This window comes from Pelagovum sp. HNIBRBA483 (genome assembly GCF_040931995.1).
In the GTDB taxonomy this organism is placed as follows: Bacteria; Pseudomonadota; Alphaproteobacteria; order Rhodobacterales; family Rhodobacteraceae; genus JAEPMR01.
Genome location: NZ_CP162412.1, coordinates 2,351,270 through 2,370,419 on the forward strand (window position 1 = coordinate 2,351,270; position 19,150 = coordinate 2,370,419).

Genomic DNA, 19,150 nt, shown 5'->3' on the forward strand with positions numbered 1-19,150 from the left:
AATCCCTTCGAAAATATTGCGCAAGATCTCAGCGGCATGATTTGCCCTGCTGAGGCTATCTTTGATGAGGTCGCCTTTGAACGCGAGCTCACCGCCGCCTTGGCGGAGGCCAAAGATCATCGAGAAATACGCACAGCTGTGGTCACGCTCCTGAATGACATGCGCAAGAAAGGGAATGCCGCTATCGCGGAGGCATTTTCGAGCAGCCCATTTGCGTCACGCGCCACGACGCGCGCCTATAGCTACCTGACCGACCAAGTGGTGAGTGTTGTCTTTCGGGTCGCGCACGAAATCCTACATCCACTCGCAACACCGACCGAAGGCGAACGTATCGCGCTCCTCGCCGTGGGAGGCTACGGGCGGGGCGAAATGGCCCCCCATTCGGATGTCGACCTTCTATTCTTGACCCCATACAAAATCACCCCTTGGGCAGAGAGCCTCATCGAGTCGATGCTTTACATGCTTTGGGATCTGAAGCTGAAGGTCGGCCATGCGAGCAGAACAACCAAAGACTGCCTCAGGCTGGCGCGAGAGGATTACACCATCCGCACGAGCCTCGTCGAACACAGGCATCTGGCAGGTGATCGCGCGCTATCCGAGCAGCTTGCGGAGAGGCTCTGGAGCGATCTCTTCAAATCGACCGCCTCTGACTTCATCGAGGCCAAATTAGCAGAACGCGCTGAACGGCATCGCAAACAAGGCGGTCAGCGATACGTCGTAGAGCCGAACGTGAAAGAGGGCAAGGGCGGACTGCGCGATTTGCAATCGCTCTACTGGATCGGAAAATATGTGCACGGCGTTCGTCGCGCCCACGACCTTGTCGACGCGGGGCTTTTCACGGCGGAAGAGTTTTCCACCTTCGTTAAAGCCGCTGATTTCCTCTGGGCGGTACGATGCCACCTCCATATTCTAACCAGCCGTGCTATGGATCAGCTCACATTCGACCTGCAAGTCGAAGTAGCCGAAAGGATGGGGTTCGTCGATCAAGGCGGCCGCCGCGGTGTTGAGCATTTCATGCAGGCCTATTTCCGGCACGCGACCCGTGTCGGCGAACTGACACGCATCTTCCTGACCAAACTCGAAGCCGACCACACAAAATCGGCCCCAATGTTTACTCGCCTGCTGACACGCAAAAAACGCGCGCGCGCGCCCTACGCGATTTTGCAAAACCGGCTGACGATTTCTTCGAAACAGGCCTTTTTCAATGACAAGCGCAATCTCATAAGGATTTTTGAAGAGGCCCTCAGGACGGGGACCCTTCTACATCCGGACGCCATGCGGGAAATCGCCAGCCATCTGGACTTGATTGATCAGGAGGTGCGCGAAGATCGGGAAGCGCTCCGCTCATTTTTCGACATGCTTCTCAAGCATGGGAACCCAGAGCGCGGCCTCAGACGGATGAACGAACTCGGCGTCTTGTCGGCGTTCATTCCGGAATTTGCGCCCATCGTCGCAATGATGCAGTTCAATATGTATCATCACTACACGGTTGATGAGCATACGATCCAGTGCATCTCGAACCTCGCACAGATCGAGCGCGATGAACTCGTCGAAGAACTTCCCGTAGCCTCCAGCATTCTTAAAAAGGGCATCAACCGAAAGGTCTTGTACACGGCGCTCCTGTTACATGACATCGGGAAGGGCCGCGATGAGGACCATTCCGTCCTCGGCGCGAAAATCGCGCGAAAAGTCGCCCCGCGGCTTGGTCTGAATAAAAAGGAATGTGAAACCGTCGAATGGCTTGTCCGATATCATCTCCTGATGTCCGACATGGCCCAGAAACGGGATATCGCCGACCCGCGTACCGTGCGGGATTTTGCGAAGGCCGTACGCACTGAAGAACGGCTCGATCTGCTCTGTGTGCTGACGGTATGTGATATTCGCGGCGTCGGACCAAATACCTGGAACAATTGGAAGGCCACGCTGCTCCGGGCGCTCTACCGGCAGACCCGCACCGCATTGCGCGACGGGTTGGAGGCAATCAACCGTGAGGAACGCGGTGCAGAGGCCCGAAAGAACCTGCGCGAACGGCTCACCGACTGGCCAGAAAAAGACATCCGGCACGAATTGCAGCGCCATTACCCGCCCTATTGGCAAGGTTTGCACGTCACCGCCCATGTCGATTTTGCCGACCTCCTGCGCGGCATCTCGAATGACGAGATAAGAACCCGCCTGACCCTCGATCATGACCGCGATGCGACCCGTGTATGCTTTGCAATGGCTGATCACCCAGGAATTTTCAGCCGTATGTGCGGTGCGCTCAGCCTTGTCGGAGCCAACGTGGTTGATGCCCGAACGTTCACCAGTAAGGACGGCTACGCCACTGCCGCATTCTGGATCCAAGATGGAGACGGCCATCCCTATGATGAAAAACGCCTCCCCCGCTTGCGATCGATGATCGAGAAGACGACACAAGGTCAGGTGGTCGCCCGTGACGCTTTGGCCGACCGTGACAAAATGAAGAAGCGCGAGAAAGCATTCCGCGTCCCGACCTCGATCAGCTTCGATAATGATGGATCTGAAATTTATACCATCATCGAGGTCGATACGCGCGATCGCCCCGGCCTTTTGCATGATCTGACCCGCACGCTTGCCAACAGCAACATCTATATCGCGTCGGCCGTTATCGCGACCTATGGCGAACAAGTCGTCGATTCCTTCTACGTGAAAGACATGTTTGGCCTGAAATTCCATTCGCCCAGCAAATGCGCGGCCCTCGAACGCAAACTGAAGGAAGCGATCACCTCCGGAGCGGAAAGAGCGCGTTCATGAAATTGGCAGCCGCCTTTTTGACAGTCAGCCTCTGGACGCTCCTCTCCCGCGTATTCGGTTTTGCACGGGACATAATGATCGCAGCGTTCTTGGGGTCTGGGCCGGTGGCAGAGGCATTCCTGATCGCCTTCACCCTGCCTAACATGTTCCGCCGGTTCTTTGCCGAGGGCGCCTTTAATATGGCCTTCATCCCGATGTTTTCAAAAAAACTCGAAGGGGATGAAGACGCCCATGGCTTTGCCCAAAACGCGTTTTCCGGGATGGCCCTGTTTCTCGTTGTGTTTTCCGCACTGGCCCTTCTCGCAATGCCTTGGCTTGTGTTCCTTATGGCGAGCGGATTTGTGGGTGACGAGCGCTTCGACATGACGGTTTTGATGGGGCGCATCGCGTTCCCTTATATTCTTTTCATTTCCCTCGCCGCGCTGCTCTCCGGCATTCTGAACGCGACTCGCAGGTTTGTCGCGGCGGCGGCCTCTCCTGCCCTTCTCAACTTCCTGTTTGTGATTGCGCTCCTGACCGCGGATTTTATGTCGTGGGACCTTGGCCTCGCGCTCGCTTGGACGGTCCCAGTCGCGGGCATCTCGCAACTGGCATTGGTATGGATCGCAGCCCATCGCGCCGGGTTCACTCTCCGCCCTCAACGCCCCGTTTTGTCCCCGGATATGAAACGCCTTGCCATCATCGCGGCACCAGCGGCAATGGCAGCCGGCGTCGGGCAAATAAACCTTCTCGTAGGGCGGCAAATGGCGAGTTTTTTCGAAGGCGCCGTTGTCTGGCTGAGCCTCGCAGACAGGCTGTACCAACTGCCGCTTGGCGTAATCGGCATCGCTATCGGTGTCGTCCTCTTGCCCGAGTTGTCGCGGAGACTGCGTGCGAATGATACCGTTGGCGGTCGTCATGTCTTCAATCGTGCCAACGAAATGTCGCTGGTGCTCACCATACCTGCGGCGGTTGCTCTGGTTGTGATTCCTGTCCCCCTCGTTGAGGTGCTTTTCGAACGCGGCGCCTTCACTGCACAGGACACCCAAAACACCGCCCTCGCCGTCGCTGTCTATGGGCTTGGCTTGCCCGCCTTCGTTCTACAAAAGACGTTCATTCCCCTGTTTTTTGCGCGAGAGGATACCCGAACGGCTTTTCATTCGTCGTTGTGGGGGATGATCAGCAATGTCGTAATTATCTTGGCCGCGGCACCGTTCATTGGCTTCATCGCTTCCGCAATCGGCACGAGTATTGCCGCGTGGCTTACCCTTGGTTACCTCTGGTACCGTTCGCGGCGCCTTGGTGACGCCGCATCGTTTGACAGTCGCTTCAAACGTCGCCTTCCGCGCATTCTCGGGGCAGCGCTGGCGATGGGCGCAGTCATTAAAGCGATCGAATTGCTCGCGCCCGCACTGCTCTACAACCTTTTCGGCCTCATCTTCATTGTATCGCTTGGCATGGCCAGCTACGCCTTTTTTGCGTGGGCTTCGGGAGCCGTTGAAAAATCAGACCTCCAGATGCTCAAGCGTCAGAGAAAAACTCCCTGAGCCACGGCCCCGCCAACAGCTGCTACAAACAAAAGCGTTAAGATCTTCCCCTTGTTCAAGAGAAACCAGCAGCAATATCGGCATCGAAATTTGCCAGAATGTTCTTTCTCGCGTAGCCCAAACCCCTCGCTTGAACCTCGCCCTTAAATTCCTAGCCCTGATAAAATGCCGTTGGCATCCGCAGGATCGTCGTCCCGCCGCCAGATCGCCTTTCGCGCCTAAAATGCCAAAGCTCCCTGCAGAACAGCATAGCCCGCGGCGGCTCTTCGCCCTTCACCAAACGCCTCAAATTTCGCCCATTTTTTGATCTCGAAATACAATTTCATCCAAAATTTAGGCGATTTCGGGGTTTTGCCTCTCTGTCAGGCCGCGTTTCTGGTCACTTCCTGGCCCGCATGATCAAAACTAGGGCAAGCATTGTCGCGGGGCTCGGCATCACACTTATGATCAAGCATATCACACTCACCCCGCCCCCTCGCGCGCAGGGGCACGCCATCTTGTCGTCCAAAGTTGTTGAAGGACGCAGCGTGCTGGCAGACTTGCGCCAAGCAGGCGCGTTCAAGCTTGTATTCCCCCGCAATGGAAAAACTGTCGAGGCGATCCTTGTGAACACCGCAGGCGGGATCACCGGCGGCGACTGCTTCTTTCTTGAGATTGATGTCGCCGCGAATAGTTGCATCAGCCTGACGACCCAAGCCGCGGAGCGCGCCTACCGCGCGCAACATGGCGAGGTTGGTCATATCCGGACAACGGCCAAAGTGGGTGACGGCGGCAATCTACACTGGCTCCCACAGGAACTGATCCTCTACGACAGATGTGCATTGGATCGACGGCTCCGCATCGACCTTGCCGCCAACGCACAGCTTTTAATGGTCGAGCCTGTCATCTTTGGCCGCACCGCGATGGGCGAAGCCATCACAAATGCGCAGTTCCATGATCGCATTGAAGTCACCCGCATGGGGCAACCGCTCTATTTTGACGCGATGCGCTTGGAAGGCAATATCGCTGCCAGTTTGGCGCAATCCGCTACTGCCAACGGGGGTGTTGCAATGGCCAGCGGGCTCTATGTCGCGCCCGACGCCGAAGCGGTGATTGACGATGTCCGGCGGCACTTGGGCGATTTCGGTGGTGCGAGCCTTTTGCAACCTGACGTCTTGGCGCTCCGCTTGGTTGCAGCCGACAGCCACGTCCTGCGAACGCACCTGTTGCCGGTACTCGATCAATTGAGCAAATCCACACTTCCCGTTTCTTGGAGGCTATAACCAATGAACCTGAGCCCGCGAGAGAAAGACAAACTTTTGGTCGCCATGGCTGCTGAAGTTGCACGCAAGCGGTTAACGCGCGGAGTGCGCCTCAACTACCCTGAAGCGATCGCCCTGATAACCGATGCCGTTGTCGAGGGCGCCCGCGATGGCCGTTCCGTGGCGGACATGATGGAGGCCGGCGCCAAGGTGATCACCCGCGCTCAATGCATGGACGGGATTCCTGAAATGATCGACGAAGTTCAAGTCGAAGCGACTTTTCCGGATGGAACGAAGCTCGTCACAGTCCACAACCCAATTCGATAGGAGCTAATATGCGATATGCCCTTCTCCTCATGGTGTTTGCCATCCCTGCCGCCGCGGTTTCGGTCGCGGCAGCGATGCAGGTTTCTGCCCTTAAGGTGCGCAAATGATCCCGGGGGAACTCGTCACAGCGGAGGGCAGTTTGACCCTCAATGAAGGAGCATCAGTCACGATCCTGATGGTCGCGAATACTGGCGACCGTCCCGTGCAGGTCGGCAGCCATTACCACTTTGCCGAATCCAATCCTGCCTTGGATTTTGACCGCGCCGCAGCCCGTGGGATGCGGCTCGACATCGCCGCAGGTACCGCCGTCAGGTTCGAACCAGGCCAGCGGCGTGAGGTAAATTTGATCGCAATCGAAGGCGCGCGCCGCATCTTCGGGTTCAATCAACAGGTTATGGGAGATCTCTGATCATGCCTGCTACGATCAAACGAAGCGACTATGCCGCCATGTTTGGCCCTACCGTCGGTGACAAGGTAAGGCTCGCCGATACCGACCTGATTATCGAGGTCGAGCGCGACCTGACAGCCGAAAGGGTCGGTCTGGCACGCATGGGCAAGGAGGCCGAAGGCAGCCTATCATACGGTGAAGAGGTGAAATTCGGTGGTGGCAAGGTGATCCGCGACGGGATGGGGCAATCCCAAGTGACCCGCGCAAACGGCGCGGTTGACACGGTAATCACCAACGCCCTGATCGTTGATTATACCGGCATCGTCAAAGCCGATGTGGGCCTCAAGGATGGCCGGATCGTCCGGCTTGGCAAAGCGGGCAATCCTGACACCCAACCTGGCGTCGATATCATCGTCGGTCCGGGGACAGAAGTGATCGCTGGCGAGGGTCGTATCCTCACCGCTGGCGGTTTTGACAGCCATATCCATTTCATCTGCCCCCAACAAATCGAAGACGCCCTCCATTCAGGTTTGACCACCATGTTGGGTGGCGGTACCGGCCCCGCCCACGGTACGCTCGCAACCACTTGCACGCCCGGACCATGGCATATCGGGCGAATGCTACAGGCAGCAGACGCCTTCCCGATGAACCTTGCCTTCGCTGGCAAAGGCAATGCCTCACTGCCGGCAGCCATTGAGGAACAGGTAAATGCCGGCGCGTGCGCCCTGAAACTCCACGAGGATTGGGGCACAACACCAGCCGCAATTGATTGCTGTTTATCGGTGGCCGATGCGATGGATGTGCAAGTCATGATCCATACGGATACGCTGAACGAGTCCGGCTTTCTGGAAAACACCGTCGCCGCTCTCAAAGGTCGCACGATCCATGCGTTCCATACCGAGGGCGCAGGCGGCGGTCATGCGCCCGATATCATCCGACTGTGTGGCGAAATGAACGTCCTGCCATCATCGACCAATCCAACACGGCCATTCACCGTGAACACGGTCGAAGAACATCTCGACATGCTGATGGCCTGCCACCACCTCGACAAATCGATCCCAGAGGATGTCGCCTTTGCCGAGAGTCGCATCCGGCGCGAAACCATTGCCGCCGAAGATATCCTGCACGACATGGGGGCGTTTTCTATCATTGCCTCCGACAGTCAGGCCATGGGCCGCGTCGGCGAAGTGCTGATCCGCACATGGCAGACCGCCGACAAAATGAAAAAGCAGCGCGGCCGCCTCCCCGAAGAGCAAGGCGACAACGACAACTTCCGTGTCCGCCGCTACATCGCGAAGTACACCATAAACCCAGCGATCGCGCATGGGATCGCCCAAGAGATCGGATCTATCGAGGTTGGCAAACGCGCCGATCTTGTTTTGTGGAAACCCGCGTTCTTTGGCGTAAAGCCCGAAATGGTGCTGCTGGGCGGCACAATCGCCTGTGCCCAAATGGGTGATCCGAACGCCTCGATACCGACCCCGCAACCAGTGTACAGCCGCCCGATGTTCGGGGCCTTTGGCCGTTCGGTTGAGCAGTCGGCCGTCTGCTTCGTCTCGGAGGCAGCCCAAGCGAATGGAATTGGGGATAAGCTTGGACTCGCCAAGCAAACACTCGCCGTCAAACGCACGCGGGACATCGGAAAGTCGGACCTCAAGCTAAATACGGCAGCGCCGAAGATTGAGGTCCACCCGGAAACTTATGAAGTCCGCGCCGATGGCGAACTGCTAACCTGCCAACCCGCAGAAACGCTCCCCATGGCGCAACGCTACTTCCTGTTCTGAGGTCGAAAATGAGCCAACTTCCAATCGCGCAAACCCTTCATCGCAATGGTCACTGGCACGGCGACGCCGATACCTGCACCTTGACCTACGATGCGCGGTTTCTGCGGCGCAAACGCCTCGTAACCGACACCGGCCTGAGCTTTGTCATCGATCTGGATAAAACAACATCACTCGAACACGGCGATGCATTAGAGCTCGATGAGGGCACCCGCGTGATGATCAAAGCCGCGCCTGAAGCGCTCTATGTCGTGACGGGTGAAAATCTGGCCCGCCTCGCTTGGCATATCGGAAACCGGCACACCCCGTGCCAGATCGACGATGACCGGCTTCTGATCCAGAACGATCCGGTGATTGCCCATATGCTCCGGCATTTGGGCGCCACGATCACCGAAGCTGAGCTGCCGTTCACCCCTGAAGGCGGCGCATACGGCCACGGGCGAACCCATGCCCATGAGCATGGGGCAAGTGCACATGCGCATTGATCAGAAAATGCTAATGTTGACGCAATGGTTGTCGCCATCCTACCCCACCGGCGCCTTCGCGTGGTCCCACGGGCTGGAAGCAGCGATCCAGGCACGATGGGTGCATGATGCAGCGTCGCTTGAAAACTGGCTTGCCGACCTTTTGCAAGATGGTTCGGGGCGGTCTGACGCCGTCTTCATCGCCTTGGCCGAGGCCTGCGGCTCCAACCGCGAACTGCGCATCATCGACCAAAAAGCCCGCGCCTTTGCCCCTTCCGCCGAGCGCTTGCGTGAAAGCGCGCGTCAAGGGGCGGCCTTCACCCGCGTCACACGCGCTGTCTGGAATATGGATTTACCCGACCTTGTACTGCCCGTCGCGCTTGGTCGCGCGGCCCATTTGCAAGCCTTACCTGTGGCCGATACAGCAGCTCTGTATCTCCAAAGTTTCGCCTCGAACCTGATTTCAGCCGCACAGCGTTTGATGCCACTGGGTCAAACCGACGGACAAGCGGTTCTCGCCCATCTTTCACCGCTTTGTGAAGCTATCGCCTCGGAGGCTATCACCGCAGGAGAGGACGCGATCTACTCGAATTGTTTCTTGTCGGACATTGCAGCGATGCAGCACGAAACCCATCAACCAAGGCTTTTCCAGTCATGAGCAAAATGAACGGTCCACTACGCATCGGCATCGGCGGTCCTGTTGGCGCAGGCAAAACGACCTTAACCGCACGATTGGCCGAAAAGCTCCAGGAGCACTGGTCCATCGGTGTCATCACCAATGACATATACACCCAAGAAGACGCCGAAGCCCTAATGCGCATGCAAATTCTACCCTCCGACCGCGTGATTGGCGTCGAGACAGGCGGATGCCCGCATACAGCAATCAGAGAGGATGCCAGCATCAACCTTGCAGCGGTGGCCGAGATGCAATCACGTCACCCCGAACTGGAGGTCGTTTTGATTGAGTCCGGCGGCGACAACCTCTCAGCCACCTTCAGCCCCGAACTCGCCGATCTGACCATCTATGTCATTGATGTGGCCGCGGGCGAGGAAATACCCCGCAAGGGCGGCCCCGCGATCACCCGCTCGGACATTCTCGTGATCAATAAGACCGACCTCGCGCCCTATGTTGGCGCGTCGCTTGACGTAATGAAACACGACGCCACCCGGATGCGAAAAGGGCGCCCATTCGTCATGGCCAACCTCAAGCATGGGAATGGCGCCGCGGAGATCATTAACTTGATCTGTCAGATCTCGGGGCTTCAAACCGCACCAAGAACGGTAGCATAGCCTCGCCCTGAGCATGGCTCTAGGCGCTTGTTCGTGATGGTATGATTTGGTTGCGGGGGTGGGATTTGTGCACCTTCGACCTTCAGATGATAGGCCCGTTATTCAGGTATCAATGTAAATTAGATTTATCAAAGGCACAGACTATAAGTCACCGAATGCACGAATTTTTACCTTGAAATCAATGCCATCAACCCACAGCCGCTCTGCCTCACATTCAATAAATAATGGACGCTCGTTGATATGAATGATCGCCGACGAACAATGGAAATTCGCTTTCGGACCTTTCCGGTCATTCACCGACAGTCGCGCGCCGTGGGTTTTTTTAATACTGCTTGCTGTCTGCGATGCGTTCGCGCTGATTGCCCAGAATGTCGCGTTATCATGGTACGGGCTGGCTCTCAGCATTGATAATTTTCTTGGCAACGCTAAACGCGGCCCCCAGAACGGGATGCGTGCTATCCGCAGTCGGCGTCGGCCCCTACGGCGATGATGATGGCTACAGCGATGAGGGGTGAGGCCAACGTCCAAACCTTTACCCCGCGGCGCTCAGGCACAGGTCAATAGGTCAAGGTTTGGAAAAACCGTAATCTTCATTGCGCCTCGGCGAATTGGCGTGTGGGTCGTCCTGTCTCTGTTAGTATATTCTGCCACACCAAATATGTTTTTCGCAAAGTACGCATGCTTCATCTTATGGGAATTCAATGAGATACGCTCACGTTCGCAGTGACGGATGAAATCAACGTGTTCACTGCGTCTGCGCCCAAATCTCGCATCATTTCGACCGGACCTTTGGCAAATCCAAACGCGCGACAAGCGCCAAGATCGATTGCCCCGGCAGTTGCGACCTCCTCAGCAAGTTCCTGTTTCACAGCAAAGAAGATCGCGCCGAGTAGGCGGTCCGTGATGACTTGGCGCGCACTCGCGCCGAGCGTCGCGGGAGCGTCGGAAATCTCCCAGCTTGCATCAGCATCTCCAATTGCGCTCATGCTACGGGCGGGCTCATAAAATGGACCTAAATGCGCCAAATTGCGGATCGCAGCGAGGTTGATGCGCGGTTTGACGATGTTCATTACAAAGAATGGCCCCACCGGCACGCCAAGTACTTGTTTTGCAACGTCATCTATCTGGGCAGGCGTTCCAAGGCCGTCATCGATGCAGCGTGCGGCCTCGTTTGTATATGGGCAAAAGAACCGGTTTAAGGCAAATCCGCTTTGATCTTTGCATTCGATTGGAATTTTCCGACAGGTGCCTAGAAAGGACAATGTCGCGGTAACAGTGCTGCCTTGGGTCATGTCACTGCGCACAACTTCCACGACAGGGTTCACCTCTGCAGGACTAAAGTAGTGCAACCCACAAAAACGATCAGGATACTCCAGAGCGCTCGCGATCTCGGAGACTCTAAGTGCGCTGGTGTTGGTGGCCAGATGGCAGGTTCGGGAAACAACTTGCTCTAACTGTGAGAACACAGATTTCTTGATGTCAAGATCCTCGAATACCGCCTCGACCACCAGATCGGCGTCGCTGGCTGCGGAGAGAACAGTCGAAACTTGTAGGCACGACAGCGCATTTTCGCGATCCTGCGCCGACATCCTCTCCTTTGAAACCTGACGGTCAAAGTACTTATGCACACGCGCCTGTGCTTGTTCCAATGACGCATCGGATGTGTCGACCAGAACCGTCTTTAGTCCGCCGCTCAACGCCGAGATCGCGATGCCGCCACCCATTGTTCCCGATCCGATGACTGCGATTTTCTGGATCACAGTCATCACTTTGCCTCAGGGTTTTCTACGATCATAGCAATGCCCTGCCCGCCGCCGATACACATCGTCGCAAGGCCAAAGCGCCCGCCGGTACGCCGTAATTCGTAGATCAATTTTATCAGGATTATGGCACCGGATGCCCCAACGGGATGGCCAAGAGCAATGGCCCCGCCATTGGGGTTGGTAATTTGAGGTGGAAAGCCAAGTGCATTTGACACAGCGCAGGCTTGGGCCGCAAAAGCCTCGTTAGATTCAATACAAGACAGATCTGAAACCTTCAGACCAGCACGATCTAGGGCGAGCGTTACCGCCGGAACCGGCCCCATCCCCATGACCTCTGGCGCAACGCCACCAAGGGCAGACGCGCGGATAATGGCCAATTTAGGCATGCCATTTTTGTCCGCGACATCCTCGGATGCCAGAACAAGCGCCGCGGCCCCGTCATTGATACCTGATGCATTGCCCGCCGTGACTGTGCCGTCTTTCCTAAAGGCCGGACGCAGTTTTTCGAGATCTTCGGCCTTCAGATCAGCGCGCACATGTTCATCAGTGTCAAACACCACGTCTTTGCGGCCTTGCCTGACGGTCAGAGACAGAATTTGTTCTTTAAAATGCCCTGCCTTTATCGCAGCGGCGGCCCGCTGATGGCTCTCAAAGGCGAGCGCGTCTTGGGCGCTGCGATCAATGCCGCTTGCCGCCGCCACATTTTCCGCGGTCACGCCCATATGGCCATTGCCAAAGGGGTCCGTCAGCGCGCCGGTCATCATGTCGGTGGCACTCACATCACCCATTTTTGCGCCAAAACGCGCAGCAGACATCAAGTGGCCGACCCGGCTCATGTTTTCAGCGCCGCCAGCAAGGGCGATATCACCGTTGCCCAATATGATCTGTTCGGCGGCGGTAATAACGGCCTGCAATCCGCTGCCGCACAAGCGGTTCAATGTCAGCGCGGGCGATGACTCAGGAACGCCCGCCCCAATGGCGGCGACCCGCGACAGGTACATGTCGCGTGGTTCTGTGTGGATGACGTTACCGAATACCGATTGATTGATAAGTGCGGGAGAAACCCCTGCCCGCGCGATGGCTTCTTTGGCAACTTCGACAGCCAAATCACAGGGCGGCAAGCCCGCAAGCGCGCCGCCAAAATCCCCGATCGCAGTCCGGACACCGGATGTAATGACAACCCTGCTCATTATTTAATGTCTCCCAGCGGCCCATCTGCTTTTCTCCACGCAGTTCTGCCACCGGATAGGTTCACCACGGGCGGTGGTTCCATTCCAACAGCGCACGGAATGATGCCCGAGTTAGCCTCTTCCCTCCCATCGCGCAGATCGACGACCACATGCGTGTCACTGCCAACCAGTGGCAAGGCCCCTTCCACACCGATGGCACCATTCACCGACAATGCGACTTTGGCGGTACCCTTGGGGCTGTTCGTGATGTTCTGGGCCATTGGGTTTCCTTGGGATTAGATTTGCAGATCGAGCCTTGGTTTCCAGAACGGGCGGAAGAGTTCGATTTTGGGGCAACGGTTCATGATCACCTCAAGGCCCGCATCTTGCGCCAGTTTCGCGGCGGCATCGTCGTAGACGCCAATCTGCCCCCACAAAACCTTGGCTTTGATGGCAATCGCCTTTTCCGCAAAACTATAGAATTCCTCCTTCGGGCGGAACACGTCGACCATGTCTACGGGGCGATCAATCTCTTCAAGCGAATGGTAAACCTTGATGCCGCGGATTTCGGTCAGGTTCGGGTTCGGGTTGACGGGGATCATGTCATAACCGGTTTCATGCAGCACACGCAGCACACCGTAGCTGAACTTGGTTTTGTCCCCACTGGCACCGACCATGGCAATTGTCTTCACCGATGACAGAATGTCAGCTAGGTATTTGGCATCGTAGTCATAGATGCGGTCAACATCAGCTTCGGGCATCTATGCCTCCTGTTCGTTGTGGCCCACCGCTTTGCGACTTGAGGGCGCGGGCGTGGCGATATCCGCCTTGAGTTCGTGGGGTTTGAGCGGATCCAAAAACGGATTGCGATAGAGTTTGTCATGGCTCTCAACGCCGATTTCCAGTGTGATGTCTGTCGTCGGGCGCGCCACGCAAAGGATGACATAACCGTCGTTGATCTGTCGGTTGTTCAGCGCGACTTGGCGACGTTGGTCGACTTCACCGGTGGTGAGTTTGGCGGCACAGGTAATGCAACCGCCGTATTTACATCCAAACGGCAAATCTACCCCTTGATCGCGCAAGCTATCGAGCAGCGGCTTGCGCGGATCCACCACATAGCGCGCGCCATCGCGATTGGCGATCGTCACAATCATAGCCAGATGTCACTTGTGCAATCGCCGCCGGGATAACGCGCCTCATGGCAGCGGGAAGGGCCGTTGGGTTCTTGGCCAAAGTCCACAATGAAATCAGGGTTCAGGGTCATCCCGCCGTTCACAGGGTCGCAGTCAATCATTACCATGACGCCACCTCGCTCGCGAATTTCCGGGTAGAACTGGTTGTCCCAAGTGCTGAACAGGCTGGTCGTCACATAGAGCCGTTTGCCATCAAGGCTCAGCTGGAACATCTGCGGTCCACCCGCCATTTTGACACCGTTGACCACTGGTGCGCGTCCCAGCAAGCCTCCCATCCAGACCTGACCCGTGAGAATGGGATTGTGCGGATCAGAGATGTCGTATTGGCGCATATCTCCGTGCAGCCAATTGTTCAAATAGAGGTATTTGTCGTCCATCGAGATCAGGATGGCAGACATGACGCCGGGAACCGGGATCGGCCAATCAGGATGCGGTTCATTGGCGACGTCGATAATCTTTTCCCACTGCCACTTGCCTGCATCATCCTTCCACCAATGAATGACATTTGAAGATAACGCCGCGCCGCAGAACCCGTGGGTGCTGTCAGGATCATGGTGGAATTTGACCTCCAGCGGCAGCAAGCCGTCCTCACCCAGATACACCGTCTCCATCGGGACTTTCTTCTCAAAATCCCAGAAATGCAGCTCGCGCCCGTATTTTAAATGACCAACTTCTTCCAGATCGAAGCCCGGCATAAAGGTGTTCGGCGCGGCCCATTCGGAACTGACCATCACGTTGTGGCGCGGCTGGTACCAAAAGTCATAGCCGAACTTGATGTTGCCCATCGAGCTTTCCCAACGGCCCTGAATTTCGAAGTCTTTGTTGAGATGGAGATACCCTCCCGGTGCCTCGCCCTTTGCGTCGCCCAGCATTGAGATTATGATTTCGGAGCCCAGACAATGCACGGTGTGAGGGCCAGAGAGGTTGGTCTTGGATTTAATCTCAGCGCCGTCGATCACCTTGTGAAGACGCGGCGCTCGCGGGTCGGTCGCAGTGTCAACGATATGGATGTTGTTAGAGCGCACGCCGGGCAACAGCAGATACTTGCGCGACATGGAACCATCGTCAAAACATGAGGAACAAGCATTCCAGCCCATATGGTGCAGTTCATCGCCAATCCCAGGCATTTCCAGCCTGTGGATGACCTGCGAATAGGTTGGACTGTCAGGATCTACATCCACTGTCGCCAGATAGTCCGGCTTTTGAATGCCCGTGCCAGTGTAGATGGCAATTGTGTACAGCAGCTTCTCGCGCGGCGCTTTGATCGCATCGGCAGGCGACGCATATCCAGGTCCACAACATTCCATCTTCTTTCCTCCCGACAATTACCCGCACATATCAACCGAAATCAGCCGCAGGTTTGGCTGGCTCTTTTCGGCATGGACCCTAATGCTGTCTCCGACATCACGTTCCATTATATTCAAAAGCAGCCGCCAGTGACATCCCGCAGCAGTCACAAAGCTTTGTACCAGGCTTACCGTTCCCGATGCGCAAATCGCACTGTTCAGGCGATCCAACATTGCAACCAACAGGCAGTTTCGCGCATCGGGGCGATTCATAGTGCGGCGTGCCACCGTACCCTTTGTTTCACAGTGAACAATGTTTACCATAAATGCCATCGTCATTCCCTGAACAATCCACGCGCGATGACGAGCTTCATGATCTCATTCGTGCCCGCATAAATGCGCTCAATCCTGTTATCACGGTACATGCGCTCCAGCGGATATTCTGCCATCACGCCGTAACCGCCGAAAAGCTGAAGACAGCGGTCGATAATTTTGGCCTGCAGGTCGGTTAGCCAATATTTTGCCATCGACGCTTTTTCCGTCGTCAGCTTGCCTTCCAAATGTTCAGCAATGCAGGCGTCCAGAAAAGTTTTGGCGATGGTGGCTTCGGTCGCGCTTTCTGCCAGCACGAACTGGGTGTTCTGAAACTCGGCTATCTTTTTACCAAAGGCCGCACGTTCTTTGACATATTCAAGCGTCACCTGCAGCGCACGTTCTATCCGCGCCACCGCATAAACGCCGATCAACAGCCGCTCTTGCGGCAATTGCTGCATCATCTGGGCAAACCCGTCCCCCTCTTGTGGGCCAAGCAACGCCGATGCCGGCACCCGCATGTCATCAAAGAACAACTCGGATGTATCGTTGGATTTCATCCCTAATTTGTCGAGGTTTCGCCCGCGCCGAAACCCCTCCAGACCATCGGTTTCCACCAGAAACAACGAGGTGCCGCGCGCCCCTGCCTTTGGTTCAGTCTTGGCCGCAACGATGATCATATTCGCCAAGGCGCCATTGGTGATAAATGTTTTTGAGCCAGAAATCCTGTAGTGATTGCCATCTTTGATGGCCGTGGTTCTGATGTTCTGCAAATCAGACCCGGCCCCCGGCTCGGTCATCGCAATCGCGCCGATCAGTTCGCCGGAGATCATGCGCGGCAAGATTGAATGTTTCTGCTCATCCGAGCCGTAGTGGATGATATAGGGGATCACGATCGAGTTGTGCAGACCGCCGCCCCAACCATCAATTCCCGCCAGATTCCCCTGATAGGCGATCACCGCATCATGCGCAAAAGTGCCACCAAGTCCCCCAAATTCTTCGGGGACCTCCGCCCCCAGCAACCCCATCTCGCCTGCCTACTGCCAAAGCGCACGCGGGAACGACCCAGCTTTCTCCCAATCCTCGTAGTAGGGTGCGCATTCGCGCGCGTAGAATTGGCGACACGCATCGCTTAACATTTCCAGCTCATCGTCCATCCAGGGCGATCGGGGCAATTTAAATTCAGTCATCAACTACCGGCCAAATGATTAGAATGCGTATGATTTCAAACAAAAGTCTAGAAAATCACTCGCGCCGCAGCCAATCGAATTAGCAGATACACCCATAGCTAAAGCAGATGAAAAGCTCCGACCTATACAAGGGCGAAAGAGATGAATACTTTTATTCATAGTCATTCCTGAGGATCAGGCCGCCAATGAACCTACGTCAACTCGAGGCATTCAGAGCAACCATACGTTGCGGCTCCATCACCGAAGCTGCGAAGATGATGCATATCTCACAGCCGAGCGTGAGCCGGCTCATCGCAGATCTTGAACAGTCCGCTGGGTTTCCCCTGTTCTTGCGTGTTGGGCGTGGGCTGACACCAACAGTAGAGGGGCGCCATTTCTACGAAGGTGTCGAAGGCATGTTTGTGGGGATCGACCGCTTGCAGGATTTGGCGAAATCAATTCGCACGTCGCAAGGTGGGGCGATCTCAATCGGGACGATCCAGTCCATTGCAACGATAGAGTTGCCGGTCGCCATCAGCCGCCTTTACCGCGAGAACCCCGACATCGAGTTTATCGTGCAGTCACGCAATACACCTGCAATCCTCGATGCGGTCCAGACGCGCCAGATTGATCTCGGCATTGTCGGGCGCGAGCCGGATTATGCAGGTGTCGAAGTGTTGTATCAGACGTCTGCTGCCTATGTTTGCCTGATGCCCGAAGACCACCCGCTGGCCAGTGAATACGGGCCGGTCGATCTTCAAGAGCTGGTCAAGACAGAGACATTTGTCACCTTTGGCGCCAGCTACCCGGACTCAATGATGTCGATTAACCCCGAACTGTCTAATAAGCTGCGGGCGCGGTCCCGCCTTTCGGTGGCCAATATGCCCTTGGCAGGTGCCTTGGTGCGCGAAGCGTCCGTGCTCGCCATTGCCGATCCATTTTCAGCCGAGCAGGCCGTGCGGATGGGTGGTGTTGTATTCCGGCCAATCAAACAAAAACTGACGTACTTTGTTGCTGTTGTTGCCGCCCGCCGCGAAGATTTGACGCGTGAGGCATTGAAGTTCGTCGATCTGTTTAGCCAGCAATTGCAAGCCCGGGTCGACAAGGTGGAGAGCATGAGAGGCACACCGTAACACCCAGGCGTTTCGCGCAGGTATAGGTCTGGCGTATGGGTCAGAGATGTTTTTCGATTGGTCGGCCCAGCCAAACTCTTTGTAGGTTTGGGAAGCTCTTGCAAAACCCTGAGGCAATCGCGCGCATGATGCGGAAAAACAGCAGAATATTCTCGACCGAGGACGCGCGACGGCAAGCAAAACGGCGCCTGCCCCGTCTGATCTTTGACTTTATCGAAGGGGCAGCAGGGCGCGAAACCGGCTCTGCGCGTAATGTGTCACAGTTCGATAACATCATGCTGCAACCCCGCGTGATGGCGGATGTTGCGCAGTGTTCGTTAGCAACGGAACTGATGGGGCAGTCTTACAAGGTGCCGTTTGGAATTGCCCCGATGGGCATGTGCAACCTTGTCCATCCAAAGGCTGACACATCGCTAGCCGATACCGCAAAGGCGATCGGTTTCCCTGTGTGCCTGTCCTCAGCGGCATCAACCTCAATCGAGGACATGGCCGGCATGGCGGGATCGCACGCGTGGTTTCAACTCTACTTTGGAGCCTCTGAGGAAGCGTCTTTGGCAATGGTCGACCGCGCCCGAGTTGCCGGTTACGACACGCTCGTTTTGACTGTGGATGTACCACAAGTCTCGCGGAGGGTGCGCGATCTACGCAACGGTTTCACGGTCCCTTTTGCAATGACGCCCAGCGCGTTTATGGACTTCGCAACCCACCCGCGTTGGTCTTTGAGCACACTTGCCTTTGGCGCACCGCGCCCGATGAATTTTACTGATAGCAATGGGGTAAACACCTTCGACCGCGGGGCAAGCCGGTCTGGCGCCGATTGGGCCTTTTTGGAGGCCTTGCGGGGCAAGTGGCCAGGCAAGCTCATAGTCAAAGGCGTCACATCTGCCACAGACGCCCGTCGGATCCGCAGTCTTGGCGCGGACGCAATTTACGTTTCCAACCATGGCGGGCGGCAATTGGACTCTGTGCCGCCTGCGATCAGTCTTTTACCTTTGATACGCGAGGCAGTTGGCCCGGATTTCCCATTGCTTTTTGACAGTGGCATTCGCAACGGGGAAGATATCATCAAGGCCCTCGCTCTTGGCGCTGATTTTGTCATGATAGGACGCCCTGCCCTGTTTGCACTGGCGGCAGAAGGCGCTGCCGGATTGAACGCACTGCTTAAGTGCTTCGAGGCAGAAATCAGCGTTGTGATGGCACAACTGGGTGTCACCTCTATCAGCCAACTCGGGCCAAACGTCGTGTTTGATAACGCGGCTGCTAAGGGCGATGGCCTTGAAAAAACACCGCGAGCGGCTTTGCAACTTGCCGCCAAAACCTAAAGTGAGACATATCA

At 56.3% G+C, this 19,150-nt stretch carries 19 protein-coding genes and 1 pseudogene; 11 read left to right on the forward strand and 9 right to left on the reverse strand.

The annotated features are described in order from the left end of the window. Positions 1–36 precede the first annotated feature (36 nt). The 9 genes from AB1E42_RS11585 to ureG all read left to right on the forward strand — a co-directional run bounded on the left by AB1E42_RS11585 (position 37) and on the right by ureG (position 9,789). Positions 37–2,772: a [protein-PII] uridylyltransferase gene (locus AB1E42_RS11585; RefSeq protein ID WP_368346423.1), complete on the forward strand. Its 2,736-nt coding sequence runs from the start codon at positions 37–39 to the stop codon at positions 2,770–2,772. Further along, a complete protein-coding gene (gene murJ / locus AB1E42_RS11590) occupies positions 2,769–4,298 on the forward strand; it encodes a murein biosynthesis integral membrane protein MurJ (protein WP_368344399.1) in 1,530 nt (509 codons plus the stop codon). The genes AB1E42_RS11585 and murJ overlap by 4 nt, the downstream gene beginning before the upstream one ends. Before the next feature lie 443 nt (positions 4,299–4,741). Further along, positions 4,742–5,560 carry an urease accessory protein UreD gene (locus AB1E42_RS11595; RefSeq protein WP_368344400.1) on the forward strand — a complete coding sequence of 273 codons (819 nt, stop codon included), beginning with the start codon at positions 4,742–4,744 and terminating at the stop codon, positions 5,558–5,560. 3 nt (positions 5,561–5,563) lie between these two features. Next, positions 5,564–5,866 (forward strand): urease subunit gamma, encoded by a 303-nt coding sequence (locus AB1E42_RS11600; RefSeq protein WP_368344401.1) that lies wholly within the window; start codon positions 5,564–5,566, stop codon positions 5,864–5,866. A gap of 103 nt (positions 5,867–5,969) precedes the next feature. Continuing rightward, the gene (locus AB1E42_RS11605; RefSeq protein ID WP_368344402.1) at positions 5,970–6,275 is read left to right on the forward strand and encodes an urease subunit beta; all 306 of its coding nucleotides are present in this window, start codon (positions 5,970–5,972) and stop codon (positions 6,273–6,275) included. A gap of 2 nt (positions 6,276–6,277) precedes the next feature. After that, complete coding sequence (gene ureC / locus AB1E42_RS11610; RefSeq protein WP_368344403.1) at positions 6,278–8,038, forward strand: urease subunit alpha; 1,761 nt, start codon at positions 6,278–6,280, stop codon at positions 8,036–8,038. Positions 8,039–8,046: 8 nt separating this feature from the next. Next, positions 8,047–8,520: an urease accessory protein UreE gene (locus AB1E42_RS11615; protein WP_368344404.1), complete on the forward strand. Its 474-nt coding sequence runs from the start codon at positions 8,047–8,049 to the stop codon at positions 8,518–8,520. A 13-nt stretch (positions 8,521–8,533) separates the two neighbouring features. Further along, entirely contained in the window at positions 8,534–9,157 is a 624-nt protein-coding gene (locus tag AB1E42_RS11620; RefSeq protein WP_368344405.1) for an urease accessory protein UreF, read from the forward strand. Further along, positions 9,154–9,789 carry an urease accessory protein UreG gene (ureG, locus tag AB1E42_RS11625; protein ID WP_368344406.1) on the forward strand — a complete coding sequence of 212 codons (636 nt, stop codon included), beginning with the start codon at positions 9,154–9,156 and terminating at the stop codon, positions 9,787–9,789. Before AB1E42_RS11620 ends, ureG begins: the two co-directional genes overlap by 4 nt. A gap of 141 nt (positions 9,790–9,930) precedes the next feature. Here ureG and AB1E42_RS11630 read toward each other — a convergent pair whose 3' ends face one another. The 9 genes and pseudogenes from AB1E42_RS11630 to AB1E42_RS11670 form a co-directional block, all read right to left on the reverse strand. Then, on the reverse strand, positions 9,931–10,194 hold the full coding sequence (locus AB1E42_RS11630; protein WP_368344407.1) for a hypothetical protein: 264 nt from the start codon (positions 10,192–10,194) through the stop codon (positions 9,931–9,933). A gap of 293 nt (positions 10,195–10,487) precedes the next feature. After that, a complete protein-coding gene (locus AB1E42_RS11635) occupies positions 10,488–11,555 on the reverse strand; it encodes a 3-hydroxyacyl-CoA dehydrogenase NAD-binding domain-containing protein (protein ID WP_368344408.1) in 1,068 nt (355 codons plus the stop codon). Beyond that, positions 11,555–12,742 (reverse strand): beta-ketothiolase BktB, encoded by a 1,188-nt coding sequence (gene bktB / locus AB1E42_RS11640; protein WP_368344409.1) that lies wholly within the window; start codon positions 12,740–12,742, stop codon positions 11,555–11,557. The genes AB1E42_RS11635 and bktB overlap by 1 nt, the downstream gene beginning before the upstream one ends. Further along, positions 12,742–13,002, reverse strand: coding sequence for a hypothetical protein (locus tag AB1E42_RS11645; protein WP_368344410.1), 261 nt, complete (start codon positions 13,000–13,002; stop codon positions 12,742–12,744). The genes bktB and AB1E42_RS11645 overlap by 1 nt, the downstream gene beginning before the upstream one ends. Before the next feature lie 15 nt (positions 13,003–13,017). Continuing rightward, complete coding sequence (locus tag AB1E42_RS11650) at positions 13,018–13,482, reverse strand: CoA-binding protein (RefSeq protein ID WP_368344411.1); 465 nt, start codon at positions 13,480–13,482, stop codon at positions 13,018–13,020. After that, entirely contained in the window at positions 13,483–13,875 is a 393-nt protein-coding gene (locus AB1E42_RS11655) for a 2Fe-2S iron-sulfur cluster-binding protein (protein WP_368344412.1), read from the reverse strand. Further along, entirely contained in the window at positions 13,872–15,221 is a 1,350-nt protein-coding gene (locus tag AB1E42_RS11660; RefSeq protein WP_368344413.1) for a selenium-binding family protein, read from the reverse strand. The genes AB1E42_RS11655 and AB1E42_RS11660 overlap by 4 nt, the downstream gene beginning before the upstream one ends. Positions 15,222–15,239: 18 nt before the next feature. Beyond that, positions 15,240–15,533: a hypothetical protein gene (locus AB1E42_RS11665; protein ID WP_368344414.1), complete on the reverse strand. Its 294-nt coding sequence runs from the start codon at positions 15,531–15,533 to the stop codon at positions 15,240–15,242. A gap of 2 nt (positions 15,534–15,535) precedes the next feature. Beyond that, positions 15,536–16,702, reverse strand: a pseudogene (locus AB1E42_RS11670) (acyl-CoA dehydrogenase family protein). A gap of 185 nt (positions 16,703–16,887) precedes the next feature. Between AB1E42_RS11670 and AB1E42_RS11675 the strand changes: the two are divergent. Continuing rightward, positions 16,888–17,814 (forward strand): LysR family transcriptional regulator, encoded by a 927-nt coding sequence (locus AB1E42_RS11675; RefSeq protein ID WP_368344415.1) that lies wholly within the window; start codon positions 16,888–16,890, stop codon positions 17,812–17,814. Positions 17,815–17,939: 125 nt separating this feature from the next. Further along, positions 17,940–19,136, forward strand: a complete 1,197-nt coding sequence (locus AB1E42_RS11680) for an alpha-hydroxy acid oxidase (protein ID WP_368344416.1) — start codon at positions 17,940–17,942, stop codon at positions 19,134–19,136. Positions 19,137–19,150 lie beyond the last annotated feature (14 nt).